General features: G+C 68.4%; 19 protein-coding genes. 7 read left to right on the forward strand and 12 right to left on the reverse strand.

What is annotated here, in order from left to right; translation table 11 throughout:
• Nucleotides 1-358: 358 nt before the first annotated feature.
• Genes FSY45_RS24475 through FSY45_RS24485 form a run of 3 tightly spaced genes read right to left on the reverse strand, consistent with a single transcriptional unit; the run spans nucleotide 359 to nucleotide 4,671 of the window.
• Nucleotides 359-1,861 carry an aldehyde dehydrogenase family protein gene (locus FSY45_RS24475; protein WP_148748458.1) on the reverse strand — a complete coding sequence of 501 codons (1,503 nt, stop codon included), beginning with the start codon at nucleotides 1,859-1,861 and terminating at the stop codon, nucleotides 359-361.
• On the reverse strand, nucleotides 1,858-3,666 hold the full coding sequence (locus tag FSY45_RS24480) for a thiamine pyrophosphate-binding protein (protein WP_059400360.1): 1,809 nt from the start codon (nucleotides 3,664-3,666) through the stop codon (nucleotides 1,858-1,860). Before FSY45_RS24480 ends, FSY45_RS24475 begins: the two co-directional genes overlap by 4 nt.
• A 12-nt stretch (nucleotides 3,667-3,678) precedes the next feature.
• Entirely contained in the window at nucleotides 3,679-4,671 is a 993-nt protein-coding gene (locus FSY45_RS24485) for a tripartite tricarboxylate transporter substrate binding protein (RefSeq protein ID WP_026062146.1), read from the reverse strand.
• Nucleotides 4,672-5,597: 926 nt separating this feature from the next.
• On the opposite strand from FSY45_RS24485, the gene FSY45_RS24490 reads away from it, so the two are divergent.
• From FSY45_RS24490 to FSY45_RS24515, 6 genes are all read left to right on the forward strand, one after another.
• Nucleotides 5,598-6,719, forward strand: a complete 1,122-nt coding sequence (locus FSY45_RS24490; protein ID WP_148748459.1) for a porin — start codon at nucleotides 5,598-5,600, stop codon at nucleotides 6,717-6,719.
• Nucleotides 6,720-7,627: 908 nt separating this feature from the next.
• On the forward strand, nucleotides 7,628-8,605 hold the full coding sequence (locus FSY45_RS24495; RefSeq protein WP_059400362.1) for a tripartite tricarboxylate transporter substrate binding protein: 978 nt from the start codon (nucleotides 7,628-7,630) through the stop codon (nucleotides 8,603-8,605).
• Nucleotides 8,606-8,626: 21 nt separating this feature from the next.
• Nucleotides 8,627-9,151 carry a cupin domain-containing protein gene (locus FSY45_RS24500; protein ID WP_017404464.1) on the forward strand — a complete coding sequence of 175 codons (525 nt, stop codon included), beginning with the start codon at nucleotides 8,627-8,629 and terminating at the stop codon, nucleotides 9,149-9,151.
• Nucleotides 9,148-10,062: an amidohydrolase gene (locus tag FSY45_RS24505; RefSeq protein WP_108496980.1), complete on the forward strand. Its 915-nt coding sequence runs from the start codon at nucleotides 9,148-9,150 to the stop codon at nucleotides 10,060-10,062. The genes FSY45_RS24500 and FSY45_RS24505 overlap by 4 nt, the downstream gene beginning before the upstream one ends.
• A 55-nt stretch (nucleotides 10,063-10,117) precedes the next feature.
• The gene (locus FSY45_RS24510; protein ID WP_017404466.1) at nucleotides 10,118-11,119 is read left to right on the forward strand and encodes a tripartite tricarboxylate transporter substrate binding protein; all 1,002 of its coding nucleotides are present in this window, start codon (nucleotides 10,118-10,120) and stop codon (nucleotides 11,117-11,119) included.
• 13 nt (nucleotides 11,120-11,132) lie between these two features.
• Nucleotides 11,133-11,870 (forward strand): aspartate/glutamate racemase family protein, encoded by a 738-nt coding sequence (locus tag FSY45_RS24515; RefSeq protein ID WP_017404467.1) that lies wholly within the window; start codon nucleotides 11,133-11,135, stop codon nucleotides 11,868-11,870.
• Nucleotides 11,871-12,025: 155 nt separating this feature from the next.
• Here the strand turns inward: FSY45_RS24515 and FSY45_RS24520 are convergent, their stop codons facing one another.
• The 9 genes from FSY45_RS24520 to FSY45_RS24560 all read right to left on the reverse strand — a co-directional run bounded on the left by FSY45_RS24520 (nucleotide 12,026) and on the right by FSY45_RS24560 (nucleotide 19,715).
• On the reverse strand, nucleotides 12,026-13,027 hold the full coding sequence (locus tag FSY45_RS24520; RefSeq protein ID WP_017404468.1) for an aldo/keto reductase: 1,002 nt from the start codon (nucleotides 13,025-13,027) through the stop codon (nucleotides 12,026-12,028).
• A 78-nt stretch (nucleotides 13,028-13,105) separates the two neighbouring features.
• Entirely contained in the window at nucleotides 13,106-14,065 is a 960-nt protein-coding gene (locus FSY45_RS24525; RefSeq protein WP_059400363.1) for a Gfo/Idh/MocA family oxidoreductase, read from the reverse strand.
• Between the two features lie 40 nt (nucleotides 14,066-14,105).
• Nucleotides 14,106-14,978 carry a class III extradiol dioxygenase subunit beta gene (locus tag FSY45_RS24530; RefSeq protein WP_059400364.1) on the reverse strand — a complete coding sequence of 291 codons (873 nt, stop codon included), beginning with the start codon at nucleotides 14,976-14,978 and terminating at the stop codon, nucleotides 14,106-14,108.
• A gap of 1 nt (nucleotide 14,979) precedes the next feature.
• Nucleotides 14,980-15,429, reverse strand: a complete 450-nt coding sequence (ligA, locus tag FSY45_RS24535) for a protocatechuate 4,5-dioxygenase subunit alpha (protein WP_059400365.1) — start codon at nucleotides 15,427-15,429, stop codon at nucleotides 14,980-14,982.
• 12 nt (nucleotides 15,430-15,441) lie between these two features.
• Nucleotides 15,442-16,362 carry an amidohydrolase family protein gene (locus FSY45_RS24540; RefSeq protein WP_059400366.1) on the reverse strand — a complete coding sequence of 307 codons (921 nt, stop codon included), beginning with the start codon at nucleotides 16,360-16,362 and terminating at the stop codon, nucleotides 15,442-15,444.
• Nucleotides 16,359-17,291: a DUF1932 domain-containing protein gene (locus FSY45_RS24545; protein WP_017407889.1), complete on the reverse strand. Its 933-nt coding sequence runs from the start codon at nucleotides 17,289-17,291 to the stop codon at nucleotides 16,359-16,361. The genes FSY45_RS24540 and FSY45_RS24545 overlap by 4 nt, the downstream gene beginning before the upstream one ends.
• An 11-nt stretch (nucleotides 17,292-17,302) precedes the next feature.
• Nucleotides 17,303-17,986 carry a 4-carboxy-4-hydroxy-2-oxoadipate aldolase/oxaloacetate decarboxylase gene (ligK, locus tag FSY45_RS24550; protein ID WP_148748460.1) on the reverse strand — a complete coding sequence of 228 codons (684 nt, stop codon included), beginning with the start codon at nucleotides 17,984-17,986 and terminating at the stop codon, nucleotides 17,303-17,305.
• Between the two features lies 1 nt (nucleotide 17,987).
• On the reverse strand, nucleotides 17,988-19,022 hold the full coding sequence (locus tag FSY45_RS24555; RefSeq protein ID WP_059400368.1) for an amidohydrolase family protein: 1,035 nt from the start codon (nucleotides 19,020-19,022) through the stop codon (nucleotides 17,988-17,990).
• A gap of 33 nt (nucleotides 19,023-19,055) precedes the next feature.
• Nucleotides 19,056-19,715: a substrate-binding domain-containing protein gene (locus tag FSY45_RS24560; protein WP_017404923.1), complete on the reverse strand. Its 660-nt coding sequence runs from the start codon at nucleotides 19,713-19,715 to the stop codon at nucleotides 19,056-19,058.
• 125 nt (nucleotides 19,716-19,840) lie between these two features.
• Here FSY45_RS24560 and FSY45_RS24565 point away from each other — a divergent pair, with 125 nt between their 5' ends.
• Nucleotides 19,841-20,752, forward strand: a complete 912-nt coding sequence (locus tag FSY45_RS24565; RefSeq protein WP_017404924.1) for a LysR substrate-binding domain-containing protein — start codon at nucleotides 19,841-19,843, stop codon at nucleotides 20,750-20,752.
• Nucleotides 20,753-20,787: the final 35 nt, after the last annotated feature.

Genomic DNA, 20,787 nt, shown 5'->3' on the forward strand with positions numbered 1-20,787 from the left:
GGCCCCAGACCTCGAGGAGCTGTGTTGCGTCGTCATGCCGCAGATGTCGATGGGCTCGAGGAGCGACCTGGCCGGCTACTCGCAGGAGAGATTTCCCGAGGCGATATGCGAGTTGCGCTTGGGGGCAGGCCGTACGGTGGATGGGCGCGGCGGAACCAGCGTTCCGCATGGCGCGGGCCCCTTTAGCATTCCGGCGGGCCGGGCGCTGGACAGGGTGGTCGCTCGACAGGCGAAGGAAGACCTGTGTTCATACGGATCGTGGCTGGAGAGCGCGTCGCATCTTGCCCGGTACACGAAAGCGCGCAATCCACGATGCCGACGACGAGCCTCTTGGCAACCTATCGAGCAACCATGGTCTCTAGCCGAGCTTCACGTTGACGTTCTTGAGCTGCGTGAACTCCAGCAGTTCCTCCTTGGACTCCTCCCTGCCGACGCCGGACTGCTTGTAGCCGCCGAACGGCGCGCCAGGGATGTGCACCGAACACTCGTTGACCCACACGTAGCCCGACTGGATCCGCTTGGCGGCGCGCAGGCCGGTGTTCAGGCTCGTGGTCCACACCGAGGCCGTCAGTCCGAGCTCCGTGCCATTGACCTCGACCAGCATCCGGTCCTCGTCGTCCCAGGAAAACACCGAGAGCACGGGGCCGAAGATCTCCTCGCGCGCGATCCGCATGTCGGGCCGCACGCCCGTGAAGATGGTCGGCTCGATGAACAGGCCGTCCTTCAGCTGCGCATCGCGCGCCGCGTGGCCGCCGGTCAGGAGCACGGCGCCCTCGTCGATGCCGGCCTGGATGTAGTGCAGCGCGCGGTCGTACTGGGCGCGGCTCGCCAGTGCGCCCATCGTCGTGTCCAGGTGGGTCGCGATGCCGGGCCGGTGTTTGCGCGCCAGTTCCTCGGCCATGCGCTGCATGAATTCATCGTGCAGGGAGCGGTGCACGTACAGGCGGCTCGTGGAGCCGCACGACTGCCCGCACCACGTGAAGTTCATGCCGCGCACGGCCCCCTCCACCGCGCTGCGCAGGTCCGCGTCGGGATAGATGACCATCGCGTTCTTGCCGCCCAGCTCCAGCAAGGTGCGCTTCATCGTGTCCGCGGCGGACCGCAGCACGGCCTTGCCGGCGCCGACGCTTCCGATAAGCGCGACGGCGGCCACATCCGGGTGCGCGGACAGCGCGGCACCCGTCTCGCGTCCGCCAGCGATGCAGTTCAGCACCCCCGGGGGGAACAGGCCGTCCAGGATCTCCATCAGCCGGATGGTCGACAGCGGCGCCTGTTCCGGCGGCTTGAGGATGACCGTGTTGCCCGCCGCGAGCGGCGCGGCGATCTTGCCTGCCGCGAACATGAACGGGTGGTTGAACGGGAAGATCCGTGCGACGGGGCCGAGCGGCTCCCTGAGCGTGTAGTTCAGCGCGCCGTTCGCGGTCGGGATGGTCTTGCCCTTGATCTCGAGCACCAGCCCCGCGAAATAGTCCAGCTGGGTGGCCGCGATCTCCGCGTCCATCTGCATGGCGCGCACGGGATTGCCGCAGTTGGCGGCGTCCAGCAGCGCCAGTTCCCGCGAATGCAGCCGCACGCGGCGCGCGGCCTCCCGCAGCAGCGCCGCGCGCTGCAGGGGCGGGGTCTCGGCCCAGGCCGGGAAGGCGGCCTTCGCCGAGGCGACCGCGGCGTCGACCTCCGCCGAACCCGCCGAGGTCACGTCGGCCAGACGCTCGCCCGTGGACGGGTTGAAGGTCGCGATCGCCTGGTCCGCTCCTTCATGCCAGCGGCCGTCCCAGAACAGCCCGCTCGACCGGGGCAGGACTCGCTGGACGTAGGGGCTCAGGTCGCCGCTGTCCGGCAGGACGATGGGGGCCGCTGTCATGGCTGGCCTCCTTCCTGGTCCTCATGGGAGCGGGTCATGCCGGAGGCCATCGCGGCGCTGTAGCCCGGCGTGACGTGCACGTCGACGACGACGGTCGCTCCATCGCGCACCGCAGCGACGGCGCGGGCCAGGACCTCGTCGAGCTCCGACGGGCTGTCCGTCGGTCCGAGGCCCTGCAGCCCGAGCCCGCGCGCGAGCGCGGCCAGATCGGGGTCCGGATCTCCGATGCGCTGCCCGATCCACCGGTTCTGCACCGGGCGGTCGCGATCGCGGGCCACCCGCTCCTGGTGCAGCTCGTCGTTGAAGAACGACCGGTTGTTGCAGACGATGGTAAGCAGGGGAACGCCAGCATTGGCGGCGGTCCACAGTGCTGTCATGCCCATCAGGTAGTCGCCGTCGCCGGTCATCAGCACGGGCAGTCGGTCGGTTCCACGCAGCGCCAGCGCGGCGCCGACGGCCATGCCCGGCCCGGAGCCGATGCCGGCGCCGCCGTCCATGCCCAGGTAGTCCAGCGGATCGCGGAAGTGGCCCATCTCGCCGCTCCAGCCCAGTGGCACACGGATCAGGGTGATGGGCTGCGTGCCCGCGGCCCGGCGCAGGGCGTCGGCGACCATCGCGATGCTGATCGTCCCGTCTTGCGGAACCGGGGGCATGGCCATCGGGCTCTTCGGGGCCTGGAGGGCCGAAGGGCGCTCGGTGCAGGCAGCGCAGAGAAGGGGCACGGCGACGTCCGGCTCCACCGGCATGAACACGTCCACCGGCGGCAGGCCCTGGTGGTCCATGCTCCAGCCCCGGTGGCTGTAGTGGTCGAGCGAGACCTGGATCACCTTGGCGCCGACGCTCTCGTTGCGCCACGCCTGCTGCAGCGTGCCGTTCAGGTCGTACCAGTCCAGGCTCAGCACGACGTCGGCGGCGCGCAGCGTGGCGGCCGCGTCCGGGGTCAGGAAGACGCCCGGCACGGCCGCGTGCAGCGGATGGTCGGTGGGGAACGATGCGCCGGCGCGCAGGTCCGTAAGGACCTGCGCATTCAGCTTCTCGGCCAGCTCGATGCGCTGGCGCCAGCCCTCGCTAGACCTGGAGACCCGCCCCATCAGAATGACCGGGCGGGCCGCGGAGGACAGCAGCGCTGCGGCTCTGGCCAGCTCATCGCTGCCCGGCACGGCGGGGGAGGGAACCTGGTAGCGGCTGACGTCCGGCAGCGCCGGGATCGCATCGATGCGCGTCTCCTGCAGCGAGACATCGAAGCACACGTAGGTGGGGCCGGCGGGTGCGGTCAGCGCGATCTGCTTGGCCCGCAGCAGCGCCTCGTACGACGCGGCGACGGAAGCCGGCTGCGCGTCCCACTTGCTGAAGTCGCGCACCAGCGCGCCCTGGTCCTGCGCGGTGTGCATCCAGTCGATCCAGGGGCGCCGCTTGGCCGCATCGACCGGGCCCGTCGCGCCCAGGACCAACACGGGCACGCGGTCCACCCAGGCGTTGAAGATCGCCATGGACGCGTGCATCAGGCCCACGTTGCTGTGAACGATCGCCGCCAGCGGCTTTCCGGCGACCTTCGCGTAGCCATGGGCGATCGCGACGGCATGCTCCTCATGGAGCACGACCAGCATCTGCGGGTCGATGTTGCCGAGGTGGTTCACCAGGCTGTCGTGCAGACCGCGGAAGCTCGACCCGGGGTTCAGGAGGACATAGGGGATGTCGAGCGCGCGGATCATCTCCGCGATGGCGTCGCTGGCCCACAGGCTGCCGGCGCCGGCGCCCGCTGCGGGAATGTCGCGGCGCAAAGGAATGGCTTGCTTCGAATTCAATGGGTGCTCCGCTCAATCGGCCTTGATGCCCGCGCTCTTGATGACGCTCGCCCACCGCGCGGTGTCCTTCTCGACGAGCTTGGTCATCTCCTGCGGCGTGCTCGGCCGCGTCTCGATACCCTGCTCGGCGAGCTTCTCCTTCACCTCGGGCTCGTTCAGGATCTTGGTGACATCGGCGTTGATCCGCTTGATGACCGCCGCAGGGGTCCCCGCGGGGGCCGCCAGGCCAAGCCAGATCTCGCTGTCGTACTGGGGCAGGCCGGCCTCGGCCATGGTCGGGACATCGGCCAGCAGGCTGGCGCGCCGGGTGCCACCCACGGCGAGCGCGCGCAGCTTCCCGGTGCGGATGTGCGGCAGCAGCGAGTTGATGGCACCGAACTGCAGATCGACCTGCCCGGCCAGCATGTCGGTGATGGCCGGCGCCGCGCCCTTGTAGGGGACGTGGGTGATGTCGGTGCCCGTCATCGCCTTGAAGAGCTCCGCGGACAGATGCTGCGGGCTGCCGGAGCCCGACGAGGCATAAGTGAGCTTGCCCGGAGTGGCCTTCGCGAGCGCCACGAGTTCCTTCACGGTCGTGGCCTTCACGTTCGAGTTCGCTACCAGCACGACCGGCACCGCGCCGAGTTGCGTGACCTGGGCGAAATCGCGCGCGACGGCGTACGGCGTCTTCGGCAACAGCACCGGATTGATGGACATGGTGTTGTTGTTGGTGATCAGCAGCTTGTAGCCGTCCGCAGGGGCCTTGGCCACGTGGTCGGTCCCGATGCTTCCGGCCGCGCCTGCCTTGTTGTCCACGATGACCGGCTGGTTCCAGATCTGGCTGAGCCGCTGGCCGATCACGCGGGCGATGACGTCGTTGCTCCCGCCGGGAGTGAAGGGCACGATGAGGGTGACCGGCTTGGTGGGATAGTTCTCTTGTGCGATGGCCGAGTGGCCGAAGCCTGCGGCGATCATGGCGGCGGCCGCGAGCAGCGAGCGCCGAGTGGGGCTTGATGGATTCTTCATGGTGTCTCCGGTTGCAGGCAACTACACGTGCCCTAAGAAGATCCCGATCCTAGGAACAAGGTTGATGTGCATCAAGCTTGAATGCGCGGTCAACCTATGAAGAAGCAACGCGGCGTGGCAGCCCGCGTGGCGAGCTAGGGTTCATCCCGAGGTTGATCGATGGTTCAACCGGCGCCGCCCGGTGGCCATCCTGTCCTCCAGGGTGCGCAGGGCTCTCGCGCCCGGAGGTGCGCTGTGCGCCCGCATGGCCAATGCGCTCGGCTTCCATCGTGCCTCGCGGGCATTGGTGAAGACGCCGCACTGTCCTGACAACCGGTCCGCATGTCCGTGTGCCGCTGCACGGTGACCACGGTCTCGCGCACCGGTGCAGCGGGCCGGCGATGGCCCGATAAGCAGCGCGTGGAACTTGGAAGAACGCCGCTGGCGGACGTGCCCGCGTGCCCGTGAACGGCGGGCAGAGGCCGGCGCGCGACTGGCTCGCTGGCCAGGCACCCCATCGGTTGTGAATCGACGTTGCACCGTCTTCGTTCGTCCATTGCTCCTTGCGGCGACAACGGGATTCGAACCCGACGGGATGCTGCGGAGTCCGGCGCGAGGCATTGATCATCCAATCAATCCGGGTTGGTTCCGATGCCGTGCGGGATGGTCTCTGCCAGTGTTTCGCGGCCACCAACGGGTCAGGCGTGAAAGCGTCGCACGCCCGCCACAGCCGGGCGTTCTGAATCCGGAAAATTTGATTAGGCGACTATCAAAAAGATTAGGCGTCTATCTATACTGAACGAGCCGGAGGAACCACGATGAACCCGCGAGTCATCGAACGATGTGGTCTTTGGCGGGCTGCGCGTGGAGCTTTCCCATGAGACGCCAGGCGCAATGTGAAGAAGAGGAATCGGGGCCAAGCCCCAAGTTCAACGAAGGAGACAACTATGAACGGAATGGCCAAGCATGCGGTTGCATGCGCCGCGCTGCTGTGCGTTTGCGGCGCAGCCAATGCCCAGAGCAGCGTGACCATGTATGGGCGGGTGGATGCCGGGATGGACTCGCCGAGATCGGGGGGCTCGAGTGTCAATCGGCTGGTATCGGGCGGAAGTGCGGGGAGCAACCTGGGTTTTCGCGGCGTGGAGGACTTGGGAGGAGGGCTTGCCGCCGTCTTCCGCCTCGAGATGGGCATCAACCTCGACGACGGCACGCTCGGCCAAGGCGGTCGCGCGTTCGGGCGCGAGGCGTCGGTCGGCCTGAGCGATGCGCGGTTCGGCACGCTGCAGATGGGCCGTATTCCCACTCCGTACAGCATGGTCCAGAGCAGTGTGGACGCCTTCGTCTGGGAAGGCGCCGGCGGGCTGCTCGCGCTCACCAGAAACGTCAGCCCCACCACGCAGCGCCAGGTGCTGCCGATGGGGGTGTCGGCGCGGCAGGACAACGCGGTCAACTACGTGTCCCCGCGCTGGGGCGGCATCGAGTTCCGCGGCCAGTACTCCTTCGGCGAGAACTCGACGACGATCGGACGCGGGTACGGCGCATCCGCGCGCTACCAGGCCGGGGGCTTCGACCTCAATGCGGGCTTCCAGCGGCAGGAGGGGCCGGACGATGCTGCGGGCAAGGTCTCGGCGATGGTGGTTGGCGGCTCCTACGACGCCCGCTTCGCCAAGTTCTTCCTGGGCATGACGGTGGAGAAGAACTCCTGCGCGACCTGCACCGGGGCAATCGCCCGCATGCCCGGTGCTTCGACGAGCGAATTCCGGCTGACCAACCTCGGCGTGCGCGTGCCGTTCGGACAGTTCACGGCCGTTGCCCAGTTCACCCGCGTCAACGACCGGTCCGACTACACGGCGTTGACGGGCAACCGGGACGCGAACTGGATCTCGCTTGGCGGCGACTACGACCTGTCCAAGAGGACGCGCCTGTACTTCGGCGTGGGACAGATCAGCAACAAGAACGGGTCGCAGTACGTGCTGGGCACCGGCGCTGCCCAGGCCCCGGCCATGCTGGTCGGCTCGTCCAGCGGCAGCTCCCGCAACATCTACATGGGGGTCCGTCACAACTTTTGATGGCGACCGGCGGCACGCCGCTGCGGCCCCGCGATGGGCCGCGGTGGCTGGGCGCCGGGATCCCCGCATTGTTATCTCCAAGGTTTGGTGCCGGGGCAACCCGGCGCCTTTTTTTGTGCACGGGCGCCTGCCCGGGGAAAGCGCCGAGAAGGTGGGCAAGGGCATCGTCTCCCGCGCGAGGTCGGGCCGACCGTCCCGCGCCCGAGGCGGTGGCCAAGGTGGCGCGCATTGGGGGCGGCACAAGGAGCCTGCTTGGAGCTGCGCCCCGGAGCGGCGGCGCCGCCTTGATCGGCTCGCGCGGTGGCCTGGTGAGCGCGCGCCGCGGCCGAGGGCCCGTCGCGTCGTCCGTGCAGTCACTGAACATGGACTCTCCCGGACCGCCGATCCCCGGGACCGTCGGATGCGCTGGCGCGTGCCGTTCGGCCGCGCCGCCCGGGCTTTGAGCGACGGCGGGCGCCTTCTCGCGCAGGACTGCACGTTGCGCTTCGGCCTAGTGCTCAGCGATGCGGATGCGCTCGCCCGCTGCCAGGCAAGCGCGGCGGGCAAGGGCAGGACCAGGATCTCCGGAGCGCCGAACCGGTCCGCGTTGATGTCGAGCACGAACTGCGCTTCGTGCAACCGTGCCTGCACCCAGCGGTGACCATGCTGGCGGTCGTCGCCCGCGCGCCGCGTGGCGTGAACGCCTGGCCCATGCCCCTGGAGGGCGACGCGTCCCTTTGTGGCCGGCCACCGCCGACGACGGCGGAGACCTCCGAAAGGCGCGGAGCATGGCGAATTCATTTCTTCGATACAGCGAATAGGCCAGCCTGCGTTGCCGGGCACGCACCGGCCCCCCAGAATTGACAGCGGTCAACAAATCGTCCGCGACAACGAATCGCGGATATCGACAACCGCCCAGGAGACACCCCATGAAAACCTTCCAGGTCGCCGCGGCCCTCGCCGTGTCGCTCATTTGCGCCGCCATTCCGGTGCACGCACAAGCACCAGCTTCCCGTGACTATCCCAGCCGGCCGATCCGGATGATCGTACCGTTCCCCGCCGGCGGTCCCACCGACCTGCTGGCCCGCGTCGTCGGGCAGCGTATGGGCGAGTTGATGCGCCAGCCGATCGTGGTGGACAACAAGCCGGGCGCCAACACCATCATTGGCGCCGATGCCGTCGCGAAGGCGGCGCCGGACGGCTACACGCTGCTGATGGCCATCGACAACACGCTGGTGATGAACCAGTACCTCTACGCCAAGCTGCCCTACGATCCCGTCCAGGATTTCGAGCCGATCGGCAAGGTGGCCACCACGCCCCTGGTGGTCATGACCCACCAGGCCGGACCCCAGTCCATGCAGGCGCTGCTCGCGCAGTCCAAGGCCGGCGCCGCCGCAATGAGCTATGGCTTCGGCACCTTCACGTCCCAGCTCTCCGGCGAGCTGCTCAAGCGCACGCTGGGCAAGGAGGTGGTCTCGGTGCCCTACAAGGGCAGCGCGGGCACGACCCAGAGCCTGCTGACCAAGGACGTCACGTTCACCATCGACGGCATCACGACCGCCATGCCCCATTTCGAGAAGGGCACGCTGCGGCCGCTCGCGCGCCTGAGCGCCAAGCCCATCCCCACGCTGCCCAACGTGCCATCGATGGCCGATGTGGGGATCAAGCTGCCCGACATCGACGTGTGGATGGCGTTGCTGGCGCCCAAGGGCACGCCCGCTGCGGTGGTGGACGAGCTCAACCGCGCGCTGACGCAAGCCCTCGCGTCCAAGGACGTGCAGGAGAAGCTCCTGGGCGCCGGGCTGCTGGCCGACGCCAGCTCGCCGCAGGCGCTGCGCAGCTTCATCGCCTCGGAGGCCGCGAGGTGGCGTCCCGTCATCGCGGAAGCCGGCATCAGGATCGATTGACATTCACGAAGGAGATTCACCATGACCACGAACAGCCCCAGCCACAGCTTCGCCCCGATCGTCAACAGCGCCGCGGAGTGGCGCGCGGAGATGGCGCGCCTGAACAAGCCGGGCCAGCCCAGCTTCTTCCACATCCGGACCCAGTTGCCGAAGCAGGGCCGCACCAACCAGGTCCTCGGCGCGTCGCGCTACATGAACGTGGTGCTCAAGACCTACGCGAGCGGTGGCGAGAACGAGATCCACGCGCATTCCAACGAGGACCACGTGTTCGTCATCCTGCAGGGCGGCGCGGTGTTCCACGGGCCGAATGGCGAGACGCGCGAGGCAGGCAGGAACGATTGCGTGCTGCTGCCGGCCGGCACCTTCTACTGGTTCCACGCCAAGGAAGACCGCGAGGAACTCGTCATGCTGCGCATCGGCGCGCACATCGACCCCGACAGCGACGTGCTCGCGCGCATCGACCTGGAGGGCAAGCCCTTCGATGGCTATTCCGAGAAGAACAAGGAAGTGCCCGTGGTGCTGCACGAGGATCGGATCTTCGAATGAGCGGCCCGTCGCCTGCAACGAGCGCGCGAGCTTCCGCGGAGATTCCGCTGTGCCAGCCTCCCGATCCCGCTCCCCGCAAGCCCAGGCTGATCTGCCCGCCGGGGACCGCGGATTGCCATGTGCATGTCTATGGCCCCGCCGACCGCTATCCCGTGGCCGCGACGCGCGCCTTCGATGTGCCCGACGCCTTGCCGGCGCGGCTGCGCGCGCTGCACGACACCCTGGGCGTCGAGCGCCTGGTGCTCGTGCAGCCCAGCGGCTATGGCACCGACAACCGGCGGCACCTGGAGGCGGTGGCCGAGCTGGGCCGGCCGGCGCGCGTCATCGTCGCGCTGCGGGCCGAGGTGCAGGATGCCGAACTGGACCGCCTGCACGAAGCCGGCGTGCGGGGAGTGCGCTACAACATCGGCCATGCAGGTGCCGTCCCGCTGGCCGAGATGCCCGCGCTGGCGGCGCGCATCGCCCGCCTGGGTTGGCATGTGCAGCTCCACGTCATGGATGACCAGGGCCGAGCTCCGCTGGCCGAGATGGAGCCCACCCTGCGCGAACTGCCCACCGACGTCGTGATCGACCACATGGGCTCGCTCAGGCCGGGAGACGGCGTGGGGCAGCCTGGCTTCCAGGCGCTGCTGAGGCTGGTGAACACGGGGCGGTGCTGGGTCAAGCTGTCCTGCGGCTACCGGATGTCGGCGCTGCCTCCGCCCTACGAGGACATGGTGCCCTACGTCCAGGCGCTGCTGGCCGCCCGGCCGGACCGCCTGGTATGGGCCAGCGACTGGCCGCACGTCTCGTTCAAGGGCGAGATGCCCAACACCACGGACCTGCTGGACCAGATGCTGACCTGGGTGCCCGACGGAGCACAGCGCCACCAGATCCTGGTGCGCAACCCCGAGCAGTTGTACGGGTTCTGAGCGGCCCGCCCCGGCGCCGCCGACCCCCTGCGATCAAAAGAAAGAGGAGACACCCATGCCCATGTTCCATCTGCTGCGCCGCGCGGCGCAGCGCGCCACGCTGCTCGTCCCGATGCTGCTGCTACCGGTCCTCCCCGCCGCTGCGCAGGCGCAGGCCGCGGCCAGCTTCCCCGCCAGGCCGGTGCGTCTGATCGTGCCCTTCCCGGCCGGTGGGCCCGCCGACGTGCTGGGCCGAGCGATCGCGCAACGCCTGTCCGAAAAGTGGCGCCAGCCCGTCGTCGTCGACAACAAGGGCGGGGCCAACACGCTGATCGCGGCGCAGGAGGCCGCCCGGGCCGCGCCCGACGGCTACACCTTGTTCATGCCCCTGGATTCGACCTACACGCTGAACCCGGCGCTGTATTCGCGGCTGCCCTACGATCCGATCAAGGACTTCGCGTCCATCTCGATCGTCGCCCGCCAGTCCCTGGTGCTCACCGCAACCGACCGGACACCCTTCAGGGCGGTGGCCGACCTGGTGGCTGCCGCCCGGGCCCAGCCCGGCAGCATCAACTACGGCTCCAGCACCACGTCCACACAGCTCGCAGGCGAGATGTTCACGCGGCAGAGCGGGATCAAGCTGGTCCAGGTGCCGTACCGCGGCGCCTCGGAGGTCGTCAAAGGAATGCTCTCGGGGGACGTCGAGGTCAGCTTCGACGGCATCGCCGCCAATGTCCCGCACATCCAGTCCGGGAAGATCCGTGCACTGGCCACGACGGGTCCGGTCCGCTCCGCGGCCTTGCCCGACGTGCCGACGCTGGCGGAGGCCGGGCTCAAGGGCTACGAACTGTTGATGTGGAATGCACTGTCCGCGCCCGCCGGCACGCCGCGGGCGATCATCGACAAGATCCACAAGGACGTTGTGGAGGTCGTGCAGCGCAAGGAAGTCAGGGACCAGCTCATGGTGTTCGGTCTGGAGACGGCGGGCACCACGCCCGAGGAGATGGACGAGACCATCCGGCGGGAGACCGCCAAGTACGCGCCCCTGATCAAGGAGCTCGGGCTCAAGCTGAACTGAAGGGCGCATCGGCATGACCGCCCCAGCACTCGACTACGGATCGGGCGGGCGCATCGGCGTGCTGCTGCCCTCCGTGAACCAGGCCGCCGAGCCGCAACTGCGCGCGATGCTTCCCGCCGACATCGCCATCGCGGTCACGCGGCTGAAGCTCGTGGACAGTTCGGAGGCGAGCCTGCTGGGCATGGCCCGGGATGTCGAGCCGGCGGCCGAGCTGCTCGCGGACGCGGGCGTCGACATCGTGGTGTTCCATTGCACCGCCGTGTCGACCTACAGCACCGAGCTGGAGGCGTCGATTCTCGCGCGCATCCAGTCCGCGACTGGGCTGCCCTGCGTGGCCACGTCGCAGGCCCTGGTGGCGGCGCTGCAGGCCCTGCCCGCGCGGCGCGTGGTGCTGCTCTCCCCGTACACGGCGGCCGTCAATGACCGGGAGGCGGCTTACTTCGCCGAGCATGGATTCGAGATCCTCGGCAACGCCGGCCTGGATTGCCGCACCGGCCGCGAGATGATGGCCATCGCGCCGCAGGCGTGGCATGCGTTCGCCACGCGCCATGCCCATGCGCGGGCGGACGCATACGTCCTCAGTTGCACCACCGTGCGGACGGCCGAGACCATCGAGGCCCTGGAGCGTTCCCTGGGACGGCCCGTCGTCACGAGCAACACGGCGGTGGCCTGGTACTGCATGCGCAAGCTTGGCGCGCTGCCGGGGGTTCCAGGCTACGGCCGCCTGCTGGCCCGCGCCGGAGCACCCTGACGCGGTCCGGGGCGCGGCCCGACCGCCGGAGGAGGGCGGGGTGAACCTCACAACCTCGCGCCTGGGCATTCCTGCCCTCGCACCGTGTGGAACCGGCAGCAGGGCGCCCGCAACACCGCGAAGGCGGGCTCGCGGACGCCAGGGGCCTTCGCGGTTCAGAAGGCTTCGGTGTCGACCTCGTTCGCGCTCTGCGCGCTGTAGCGCTGGCCGACCACGGTAAGTTCGTTGATCAGAACGTTCAGCCGCTCGATCACCGCGGCGTGCAGCCGCATGTTGGCGGCGCCCAGGTCGTCCAGCAGGTGTTCCACGCTCGTGGTGCCGGGAATGGGGACGATGTGGCCGCCCTGGTGCAGCAGCCAGGCCAGGGCCAGCTGTGCCGGGGTGCAGCCCGCGTCCCGCGCGATCCTGCGGTAGCCGTCCAGCAGCTTCAGGTTGGCCGCGTAGGCCTCGGGCGCGAAGCGCGGCATGGCGCGGCGGATGTCCTTCTCGTGGAGCGCACCCACGTCCACGAGTTCGCCGCAGAGGAAGCCGCGCGCCAGGGGACTGAAGGCAACGAAGGCCGCGCCCAGCTCGCGGCACGCGTCGAGCACCGCGATCTCCGGGTTGCGCGTCCACAGCGAGTACTCGGTCTGCACGGCGGCGACGGGGTGCACGGCGTGCGCGCGGTGCAATGTGGCGGCGGAGACCTCCGACAGGCCGATGGCCCGCACCTTGCCTGCCGCGACCAGCCGCGACAGCTCGCCCACCGAGTCCTCGATGGGCACCTGCTTGTCCCAGCGGTGCAGGTAGTACAGGTCGATCACGTCGGTGCCCAGGCGGCGCAGGCTGTCCTCGCAGTTGCTGCGCAGCGTGGCGGGGCGGCCGTCGATCACGCGGCGCGTCACGCCGTCCTCGCCCTTCACGCCGGCCATGCCGCCCTTGCTGCACAGGGTGATGCGCTGGCGATGGGGCCGGAGGACGCGGCCCACCAACTCCTCGTTGGCACCGAAGCCGTACAGCGCCGCCGTGTCGAACAGCGTCACGCCGGCATCCAGCGCCGCCAGCAGCACGCGCTCACCCGTGTCGGCGGAGACGGGCGCGCCGTAGGCGTGCGAGAGGTTCATGCAGCCCAGACCGATGGCGCTGACTTCGAATGGGCCGAGGGTGCGTGTCTGCATTGCGCTTCTCCCAGGAAGAACGCCCGCGGCGCTTGCCGTGCAGGCAGTGGAAACGATACAGTGCCAAATGGCGCGGACTCAGTTGAGTTGCCGTTCCAGGCCGTTCAGCACCTGGTAGCACGGCAGGACCTGTGCCACGCTGGCATTGGGCTCCCGGCCTTCCTTGATCGCGGCGAAGAACTCGCGGTCCTGCAGCTCGATGCCGTTCATGCTCACGTCGACCTGGCTCACGTCCACCGGCGTCTCGGGGCCCTTGCTGTGCGACTGCACCAGGTCGTCGTAGCGCGCGATGTAGGTGGCGGTGTCGCCGATGTAGCGGAAGAAGGTGCCCAGCGGGCCGTCGTTGTTGAACGAGAGGCTGAGCGTGCAGATGGCGCCGTTGGCTGCCTGCAGCTGGATGCTCATGTCCATCGCGATGCCCAGCTCCTTGTGAATCGGGCCCTGGATCGCGTTGGCCTTCACGATCGGGCTGCCGGCCTGGTAGGCGAACAGGTCCACGGTGTGGGCGGCGTGGTGCCACAGCAGGTGGTCGGTCCAGCTGCGCGGCTGGCCCAGCGCGTTCATGTTGGTGCGGCGGAAGAAGAACGTCTGCACATCCATCTGCTGGATATTGAACTCGCCCGCCTTGATCTTCTTGTGCACGTACTGGTGGCTGGGGTTGAAGCGGCGGGTGTGGCCGCACATGGCGACGAGGCCGGTCTGCTTCTGCAGGGCGGCGACCTTCTCGCCGTCGGCCAGCACGTCGCACAGCGGGATCTCGACCTGCACGTGCTTGCCGGCTTCCAGGCAGGCGATGGACTGGCTGGCATGCATCTGCGTGGGGGTGCAGAGGATCACCGCGTCCACTTCCTTGATGGCCAGGCTGTCTTCGAGCTTGGTGGTCACGTGCTGGATGCCATACTTGTCGGCCACTTCCCGGGTCTTGGCCAGGTCGCGGCTGACGAGGGAGACGACTTCGACACCGTCGATGTTCTTGATGCCGTCCAGGTGCTTGATGCCGAAGGCGCCGGCGCCGGCCAGGGCTACTTTGATGGTCATGGTGGGGGTCCTTTACGGGTTGATTCGAAATCAGCCAGCCTCAGGCGGGCTGATTCTCCAGGATCAGGTGGCCCACCGCGGTGTTGCTGGCGGGCACATGGAAGAAGCGGTACACCACCTTGGGCGCAGGTCCGCCAGCGACGTCGGCCATGGCGCCGCGGGCGATGAGCCACATCACCAGCTCGATGCCTTCGCTGCCGGCCTCGCGCACGTATTCGATGTGCGGCACCTTGGCCAGCTCGGCGGGCTCGGCGATGAGGCGGTCCAGGAACCGGTTGTCCCAGTCCTTGTTGATGAGGCCGGCGCGCGGGCCCTGCAGCTGGTGGCTCATGCCGCCCGTGCCCCAGATCTGCACGTTGAGGTCTTCGTCGAACGACTCGATGGCCTTGCGGATCGCCTTGCCCAGCTGGAAGCAGCGGTTGCCCGAGGGCACGGGGTACTGCACCACGTTGACGGCGAACGGGATGACCTTGCAGGGCCAGCGATAGTCGGACTGGGGGGGCTGACCGAACATCAGCGACAGCGGCACGGTGAGGCCGTGGTCCACGTCCATCTTGTTGACGATGGTGAGGTCGAAGTCGTCCTGGATGACGGACTGCGCGATGTGCGCCGCCAGCGCCGGATGGCCGTGGACGGCGGGCACAGGGCGCGGGCCCCAGCCTTCGTCGGCGGGCTGGTACTCGGCGGCCGTACCGATGGCGAAGGTCGGGATCATGTCCAGGCTGAACGCGGTGGCGTGGTCGTTGAAGACCAGGAACACCACGTCGGGCTTCTGGGCCTTTTCCCATTCCTTGGAGAAGTCGTAGCCCGCGAACAGCGGCTGCCAGTACGGTTCCTGGGTCTTGCCCAGATCGATGGCGGCGCCGATGGCGGGCACGTGGGAGGTGTAGACGGATGCGGTGATCTTGGCCATGTCAGTTGCTGCCCGTGGTTTTATGGCCGGCCTTGCCTTGGGGTTGGTGTTGCGGCTGGGCGTCGCCGTCCTCGCCGAGAAAACGGTTGCCCTCCGGGGAGCGGCCGCCACCGACCATCATGTTGCGGTATTCCTCCTCGGTCATGCCGGTCATGCTGCCGGCCATCTGCTGGAAGCTCTTGCCGTCGGTGGCGCCGATCTTGGCCAGGAAGTAGATGTTGCCGCCCGTGCGCATGCACCAGTTGAGGTCGCGGGCCAGCACGGCCTGCTTCTGTTCCTCGGTCATGGCCCATTCGTCGAGGTAGGCGCGCTCGTCGGCCTTGAAGCGCTCGCGGTTCTCTGCCTTCATCAGCGACATGCAGAACTGGTTGAGCCAGTAGCCTTTGCGGGACTGCTCGGCATCGAAGATGATGGTGCCGGGCACGTCGAGGTAGGGTTTGTCGAGGGACATGGCGCGCTCTCCTTACTTCGCCTCTTCGGGCCAATACAGGCGCATGGGGTTGTCCACGAGCAGCTTCTTTTGCAGCTCGGCCGTGGGCGCGATGTGGGGGATGAAGTCCACCAGCAGGCCGTCGTCGGGCATGTGGTCCTTGAGGTTGGGGTGCGGCCAGTCGGTGCCCCAGAGCACGCGGTCGGGGAACTCCTCCACCACCTTTCGCGCGAACGGCACCACGTCCTGGTAGGCCGCCTGCTCGCCGTTGAGCGCCTTCGGCCCGGTGACCGACAGGCGCTCGGGGCAACTGACCTTGCTCCACACGTTGGGGTGCTGGCGCATGAACTTCAGGAACAGCTCGAACTCGGGCCCATCGATGGGCTTGGTCACGTCGGGCCGGCCCATGTGGTCCACCACCACGGTGGTAGGCAAGGCCGTGAAGAAATCCCACAGCTCGGGCAGGTCCACCGCCTCGAAGTAGATCACCACATGCCAGCCGAGCTTGGCGATGCGGCCGGCGATCTCCAGCAGCTCGTCCTTGGGCGTGAAGTCCACCAGGCGCTTGACGAAGTTGAAGCGCACGCCGCGCACACCGGCGGCGTGCAGGGCCTGCAATTCTTCATCGGTCACCGAGCGCTTGACCGTGGCCACGCCGCGCGCCTTGCCACCGCTGGACAGGCAGGCATCGACCATGGCGCGGTTGTCGGCGCCGTGGCAGGTGGCCTGCACCACCACGTTGCGGGCAAAGCCCAGGTGGTCGCGCAGCGCGTACAGCTCGTGCTTCGAGGCATCGCAGGGCGTGTACTTGCGCTCGGGCGCGTAGGGGAACTCCGCGCCCGGGCCGAACACGTGGCAGTGCGCGTCCACGCTGCCGGGCGGCACCTGGAAGCGGGGCTTGCTGGGTCCGGCGTACCAGTCGAGCCAGCCTGGGGTTTTCGTGAAAGTGCTCATGCGGTGGGTTCCTTGAGAGATTGCAACAGGCGGTCGGCCTCGGCGCGCCAGTCGGCGGCGCGCGCGAATCCCGGAGCGCCGCGTTCGCCGAACGACCCGGCGTCCGCGCGGTCCGCCATCCAGGCCTGGCGCTCGGCTGTGCCCTGCGCGGAGAAGGCGGGCATGCCCGCTTCGCGCACCGTGTTCGCGGACTCGTGCATCTCCTCGCTGCGGCGGCGGCCATGCTCGATCACGCGCTGGAAGAAATAGGCGCCCTGCTTCTCCCAGTCGATGCCGGGAAAGGTCTCCTGGAGCGAGGCGATGACCGCGTCCTCCACGCCGTAGTGCCGCGCGGCCGTGAAGCTCTCGATCACCATCGCCTCCAGGCCCTTGACCATCACGCTGCGGCACATCTTGGTGGCCGAGGCCACGCCCAGCCGGTCGCTGACGACCTTGGCGACGAAGCCCAGCGGCGCGATGGCCTCGGCCAGCGCCCTGGCCGAGGCGCCGCCCAGCAGCAGCGGCACCTTGATGCGGTAAGGTGGAATGCTGGTCATCACCGCGCCTTCGACGTACCGGGCACCGGCCGCATCAATCAGCGCGCCGGCCGCCTGCTTGGCACCCGGGGAGGCCGAGTTGAAGTCCAGATAGAAGGCTTCCTTGCGCACCTGCGGAGCGCACGCCCGGGCCACGTCCAGCGTCTGGCTGGCGGTGACGGCGCTGATCACGAAGTCGGCAGTGGCCGCGAGCCGGGCGTGGCTGTCGAGCAACTCGACGCCATGGGCCCGCGCGTGCTCCAACAAGGGCCGTTGTAGCGCACCGCCGAGCTTGCGGTCGTAGGCCGAGACGCGCAGCCCCTGGGCGCGCAGGTCCTCGCAGAGAATGCGGCCGACCTCGCCGTAGCCGACGAGGCCGATGTGCCAGTCCTGCGCCGATGCGGGGATGGGCATGGCGTAGGTCCTCAGTCGATGTAGCGCAGCCCGGCCTTTTCGAGCCCGGGGCGCATGTTGTACATATCCAGGCCGAGCACGCCCGAGGCGAGCTTGGCGCGTTTCTCGCCCTCGAAGCTCTCGCGCTTGCGCGCGGCCTCGAGCGTCTCGGCGGCGCGCGCGGCGGGCACGCAGACCACGCCATCGTCGTCGGCCACGATCACGTCGCCCGGCGTGACCCACATGCCGGCGCACACCACCGGGATGTTGACCGAGCCCAGCGTGGCCTTGATCGTGCCCTTGCTGGAAATGGCGCGGCTCCACACGGGGAAATTCATCTCCTGCAGGGTCTTCACGTCGCGCACGCCGGCGTCGATGATGAGCGCCCGCGCACCGCGCGCCTGGAACGAGGAGGCCAGCAGGTCGCCGAAATAGCCATCGGTGCATTCGGAGGTGACGGCCGCCACCACCACGTCGCCGGGCTGGATCTGCTCGGCCGCCACGTGCATCATCCAGTTGTCGCCGGGCTGCAGCAGCACGGTGACGGCTGTGCCGCTGACCTGCTGGCCGCCGTAGATGGGGCGCATGTAGGGCTTGAGCAGGCCCACGCGGCCCATGGCCTCGTGCACGGTAGCCGAGCCGAGGGCAGCCAGGCCGTCAGCGGCTGCGCGATCGGCGCGGGTGATGTTGCGGTAGACAACGCCTAATTCGTACATGTCAGAGCCCCTTTGCCTTCAGTCGTGAATCGAGTCGGGAGAACACGCGGCGCACATTGCCTTCGTAGATCTGGTGCTTGTCGTCGCCGCTCAGGATCTTCGACGCTTCGATGTAGCGCTTGGTGTCGTCGTAGTAGTGGCCGGTGGTGGGGTCGATGCCGCGCACCGCGCCGATCATTTCGGAGGCGAACAGCACGTTCTTCACCGGGATCACGGTGTTCAGCAGGTCGATGCCCGGCTGGTGGTACACGCAGGTGTCGAAGAAGATGTTGTTCAGCAGGTGGTCTTCGAGCAGGGGCTTCTTCATCTCCTGCGCCAGGCCGCGGAAACGGCCCCAGTGGTAGGGCACGGCACCGCCGCCGTGCGGGATCAGGAACTTGAGCGTGGGGAAGTCCTTGAACAGGTCGCCCTGGATGCACTGCATGAAGGCCGTGGTGTCGGCGTTCAGGTAGTGCGCGCCCGTGGTGTGGAAGCACGCGTTGCAGCTGGTGCTCACGTGGATCATGGCGGGCAGGTCGTACTCCACCATCTTCTCGTAGATGGGGTACCAGTGGCGGTCGGTCAGCGGCGGGCTGGTCCAGTGGCCGCCCGAGGGGTCGGGGTTGAGGTTGATGCCCACCGCGCCGTATTCCTTGACGCACTTCTCCAGCTCGGGGATGCAGGTCGCGGGGTCCACCCCGGGGCTTTGCGGCAGCATGGCCACGGGCACGAAGTTGTCGGGGAACAGGGTGGAGACGCGGTGGCACAGCTCGTTGCAGATGGCCGCCCAGGTGCTGGAGACATTGAAGTCGCCGATGTGGTGGGCCATGAAACTGGCGCGCGGCGAGAACAGCGTGATGTCGCTGCCGCGCTCCTTCATCAGGCGCAGCTGGTTGGTCTCGATGGACTCGCGCAGCTCGTCGTCGCTGATCTGCAAATCGGCGACCTTGGGCATGGCGGCCGGGTCCTTGATGCCGGCGATCTGCTGGTTGCGCCAGTTCTCCAGCGCCTTGGGTGCCGTGGTGTAGTGGCCATGGCAGTCGATGATGAGGCTCATTGCGTTGTGCTCCTTGGATCTTGGTGTTCGGGTTCAGGCAGGGTCCATGCCCTGGCGTTGCTTGGCTTCGGCCGCCGCTGGCGATGCGAAGAAGTCGAGCAGCGCCTTGGCGGCCTCGGGCTGCTGGCTGGAGGCAGCGACGCCCGATGAAAAAATGGTGGTGATCTGGATCGCAGGCGGCAGCGGGCCCACGATGGTGATGCCCTCCACGTGCAGCAGCTCGCTCAGTTGCTGGAAGCCGAGCTCCACATCGCCACGTGCCACCAGGGAGCCCACGGGCACGCCGGGCGGGGCCTGCACCATGCGGCCGGCCACCTGGTCGGCAATGCCCCAGCGCTCGAACAGTTTCGCCAGCGCCACGCCGCTCGGGCCGGTGGAATAGCTGATGCTGCGCGCGGCCAGCACGGCACTGCGCACTGCGTCTTCCGAGCCGATGTCGGGCAGCGGCGCGCCCGCGCGCACCGCCACGGCCACGCCGGAGCGCACCCAGTCGGTCCTGCTGCCGGCCACGACGGCGCCGGCCGCGATGAGCTTGTCGATGGCGTCAGAGGCAAGCACCACCACGTCGAAAGCCTCGCCGGCCTGCACCCGCTTGGCCGCGTCCACGCCGCCCACGGCCTCGATGGCTGCGCGCTGGCCGGTCTGCTGCTCGTAGGCGGCCAGCAGCTCGGCCAACACCTGGCGGGTGGCCATGGAGGAGATTCCACGAAGCGGAGCATTCATAGGATTGTTTGGTGGCTAAGTATTTTGGGGTATTCTGCTGCAATTCCAGCTATACAAGAAGTGGCGGATTGGTCTACCAGATATCTCATTTGTCGATGGATCTGAAGCAGCTCGAGTACTTTGTGCGGGTCGCCGAAATGGGCAGCTTCACCCATGCCGCGGCGGCCCTCGGCATGGCCCAGTCGGCCCTGAGCCGGCAGGTGCGCCTGCTGGAGGTGGAGCTGCGCCAGAACCTGCTGGTGCGCAATGGCCGCGGCGTCACGCCCACGGAGGCGGGCCGGTTGCTGGTCGACCATGGGCGGGGCATCCTGCACCAGATGGCCCGGGCGCGGGAGGACATGGAGCGCCTGCGCGGCGGCGTCTCGGGCGCCGTCGCCATCGGGCTGCCCAGCAGCGTGGCGCGCGCGATGGCGGTGCCGCTCATGCGCGCCTTCCGCAAGGAATTGCCGGAGGCTCGGCTCTCGATCAGCGAAGGGCTTTCGAGCGAACTCCTGAGAGGACTGGTCAGCGGTCGCCTGGACATCGTCGTGCTCTACAACGGCCAGCCGGTGCGCGATGTGGATGTGTCGCACCTCATGGACGAGGATCTGCTGCTCGTGCGCGCCCGCCCGCGCGGGCTGGCCGAGGACCCGCCGCCCGGCCCCATCGCGCTCGCCGAGCTCGCGCGGCTGCCGCTGGTCATTCCCTCGCGCCCCAACGCGATCCGCATGCACGTGGAAGCCGAGATGGCGCTCATCGGCTGCCGGCCCGAGATCGCGCTGGAGATCGACGGGGTCGCCGCCATCCTGGACATGGTGGCCGACGGGGCCGGGTACGCGGTGCTGCCGCGCAACGCGCTGCTCAATTCGCCTGTTCCTTCTGCCTACAGCGCCCAGGTCATCGGTGCGCCGCCGCTGCGCATAGCGCTGTCCCTGGCGACCAGCCTGCAACGCCCCGCCACGCAGGTCCAGAAGACCACGCTGGACCTGGTGCGGCTGACGGTCTCCGAAGTCCTCCGGCCGGCGTGAAGGCCCGGTCGGCCCGGCTCGGCGTGTCCGATGCC

It is taken from the genome of Comamonas sp. Z1, assembly GCF_008121555.1.
In the GTDB taxonomy this organism is placed as follows: domain Bacteria; phylum Pseudomonadota; class Gammaproteobacteria; order Burkholderiales; family Burkholderiaceae_C; genus Comamonas; species Comamonas thiooxydans.

Bases quoted from the DNA above. Each gene is read 5' to 3' on its own strand.
- FSY45_RS24475 (WP_148748458.1), bottom strand. From the start codon at position 1,861: ATGACAGCGGCCCCCATCGTCCTGCCGGACAGCGGCGACCTGAGCCCC.
- FSY45_RS24485 (WP_026062146.1), bottom strand. From the start codon at position 4,671: ATGAAGAATCCATCAAGCCCCACTCGGCGCTCGCTGCTCGCGGCCGCC.
- FSY45_RS24490 (WP_148748459.1), top strand. From the start codon at position 5,598: ATGAACGGAATGGCCAAGCATGCGGTTGCATGCGCCGCGCTGCTGTGC.
- FSY45_RS24495 (WP_059400362.1), top strand. From the start codon at position 7,628: ATGAAAACCTTCCAGGTCGCCGCGGCCCTCGCCGTGTCGCTCATTTGC.
- FSY45_RS24500 (WP_017404464.1), top strand. From the start codon at position 8,627: ATGACCACGAACAGCCCCAGCCACAGCTTCGCCCCGATCGTCAACAGC.
- FSY45_RS24505 (WP_108496980.1), top strand. From the start codon at position 9,148: ATGAGCGGCCCGTCGCCTGCAACGAGCGCGCGAGCTTCCGCGGAGATT.
- FSY45_RS24510 (WP_017404466.1), top strand. From the start codon at position 10,118: ATGCCCATGTTCCATCTGCTGCGCCGCGCGGCGCAGCGCGCCACGCTG.
- FSY45_RS24515 (WP_017404467.1), top strand. From the start codon at position 11,133: ATGACCGCCCCAGCACTCGACTACGGATCGGGCGGGCGCATCGGCGTG.
- FSY45_RS24520 (WP_017404468.1), bottom strand. From the start codon at position 13,027: ATGCAGACACGCACCCTCGGCCCATTCGAAGTCAGCGCCATCGGTCTG.
- FSY45_RS24525 (WP_059400363.1), bottom strand. From the start codon at position 14,065: ATGACCATCAAAGTAGCCCTGGCCGGCGCCGGCGCCTTCGGCATCAAG.
- FSY45_RS24530 (WP_059400364.1), bottom strand. From the start codon at position 14,978: ATGGCCAAGATCACCGCATCCGTCTACACCTCCCACGTGCCCGCCATC.
- ligA (WP_059400365.1), bottom strand. From the start codon at position 15,429: ATGTCCCTCGACAAACCCTACCTCGACGTGCCCGGCACCATCATCTTC.
- FSY45_RS24540 (WP_059400366.1), bottom strand. From the start codon at position 16,362: ATGAGCACTTTCACGAAAACCCCAGGCTGGCTCGACTGGTACGCCGGA.
- FSY45_RS24545 (WP_017407889.1), bottom strand. From the start codon at position 17,291: ATGCCCATCCCCGCATCGGCGCAGGACTGGCACATCGGCCTCGTCGGC.
- ligK (WP_148748460.1), bottom strand. From the start codon at position 17,986: ATGTACGAATTAGGCGTTGTCTACCGCAACATCACCCGCGCCGATCGC.
- FSY45_RS24555 (WP_059400368.1), bottom strand. From the start codon at position 19,022: ATGAGCCTCATCATCGACTGCCATGGCCACTACACCACGGCACCCAAG.
- FSY45_RS24560 (WP_017404923.1), bottom strand. From the start codon at position 19,715: ATGGCCACCCGCCAGGTGTTGGCCGAGCTGCTGGCCGCCTACGAGCAG.
- FSY45_RS24565 (WP_017404924.1), top strand. From the start codon at position 19,841: ATGGATCTGAAGCAGCTCGAGTACTTTGTGCGGGTCGCCGAAATGGGC.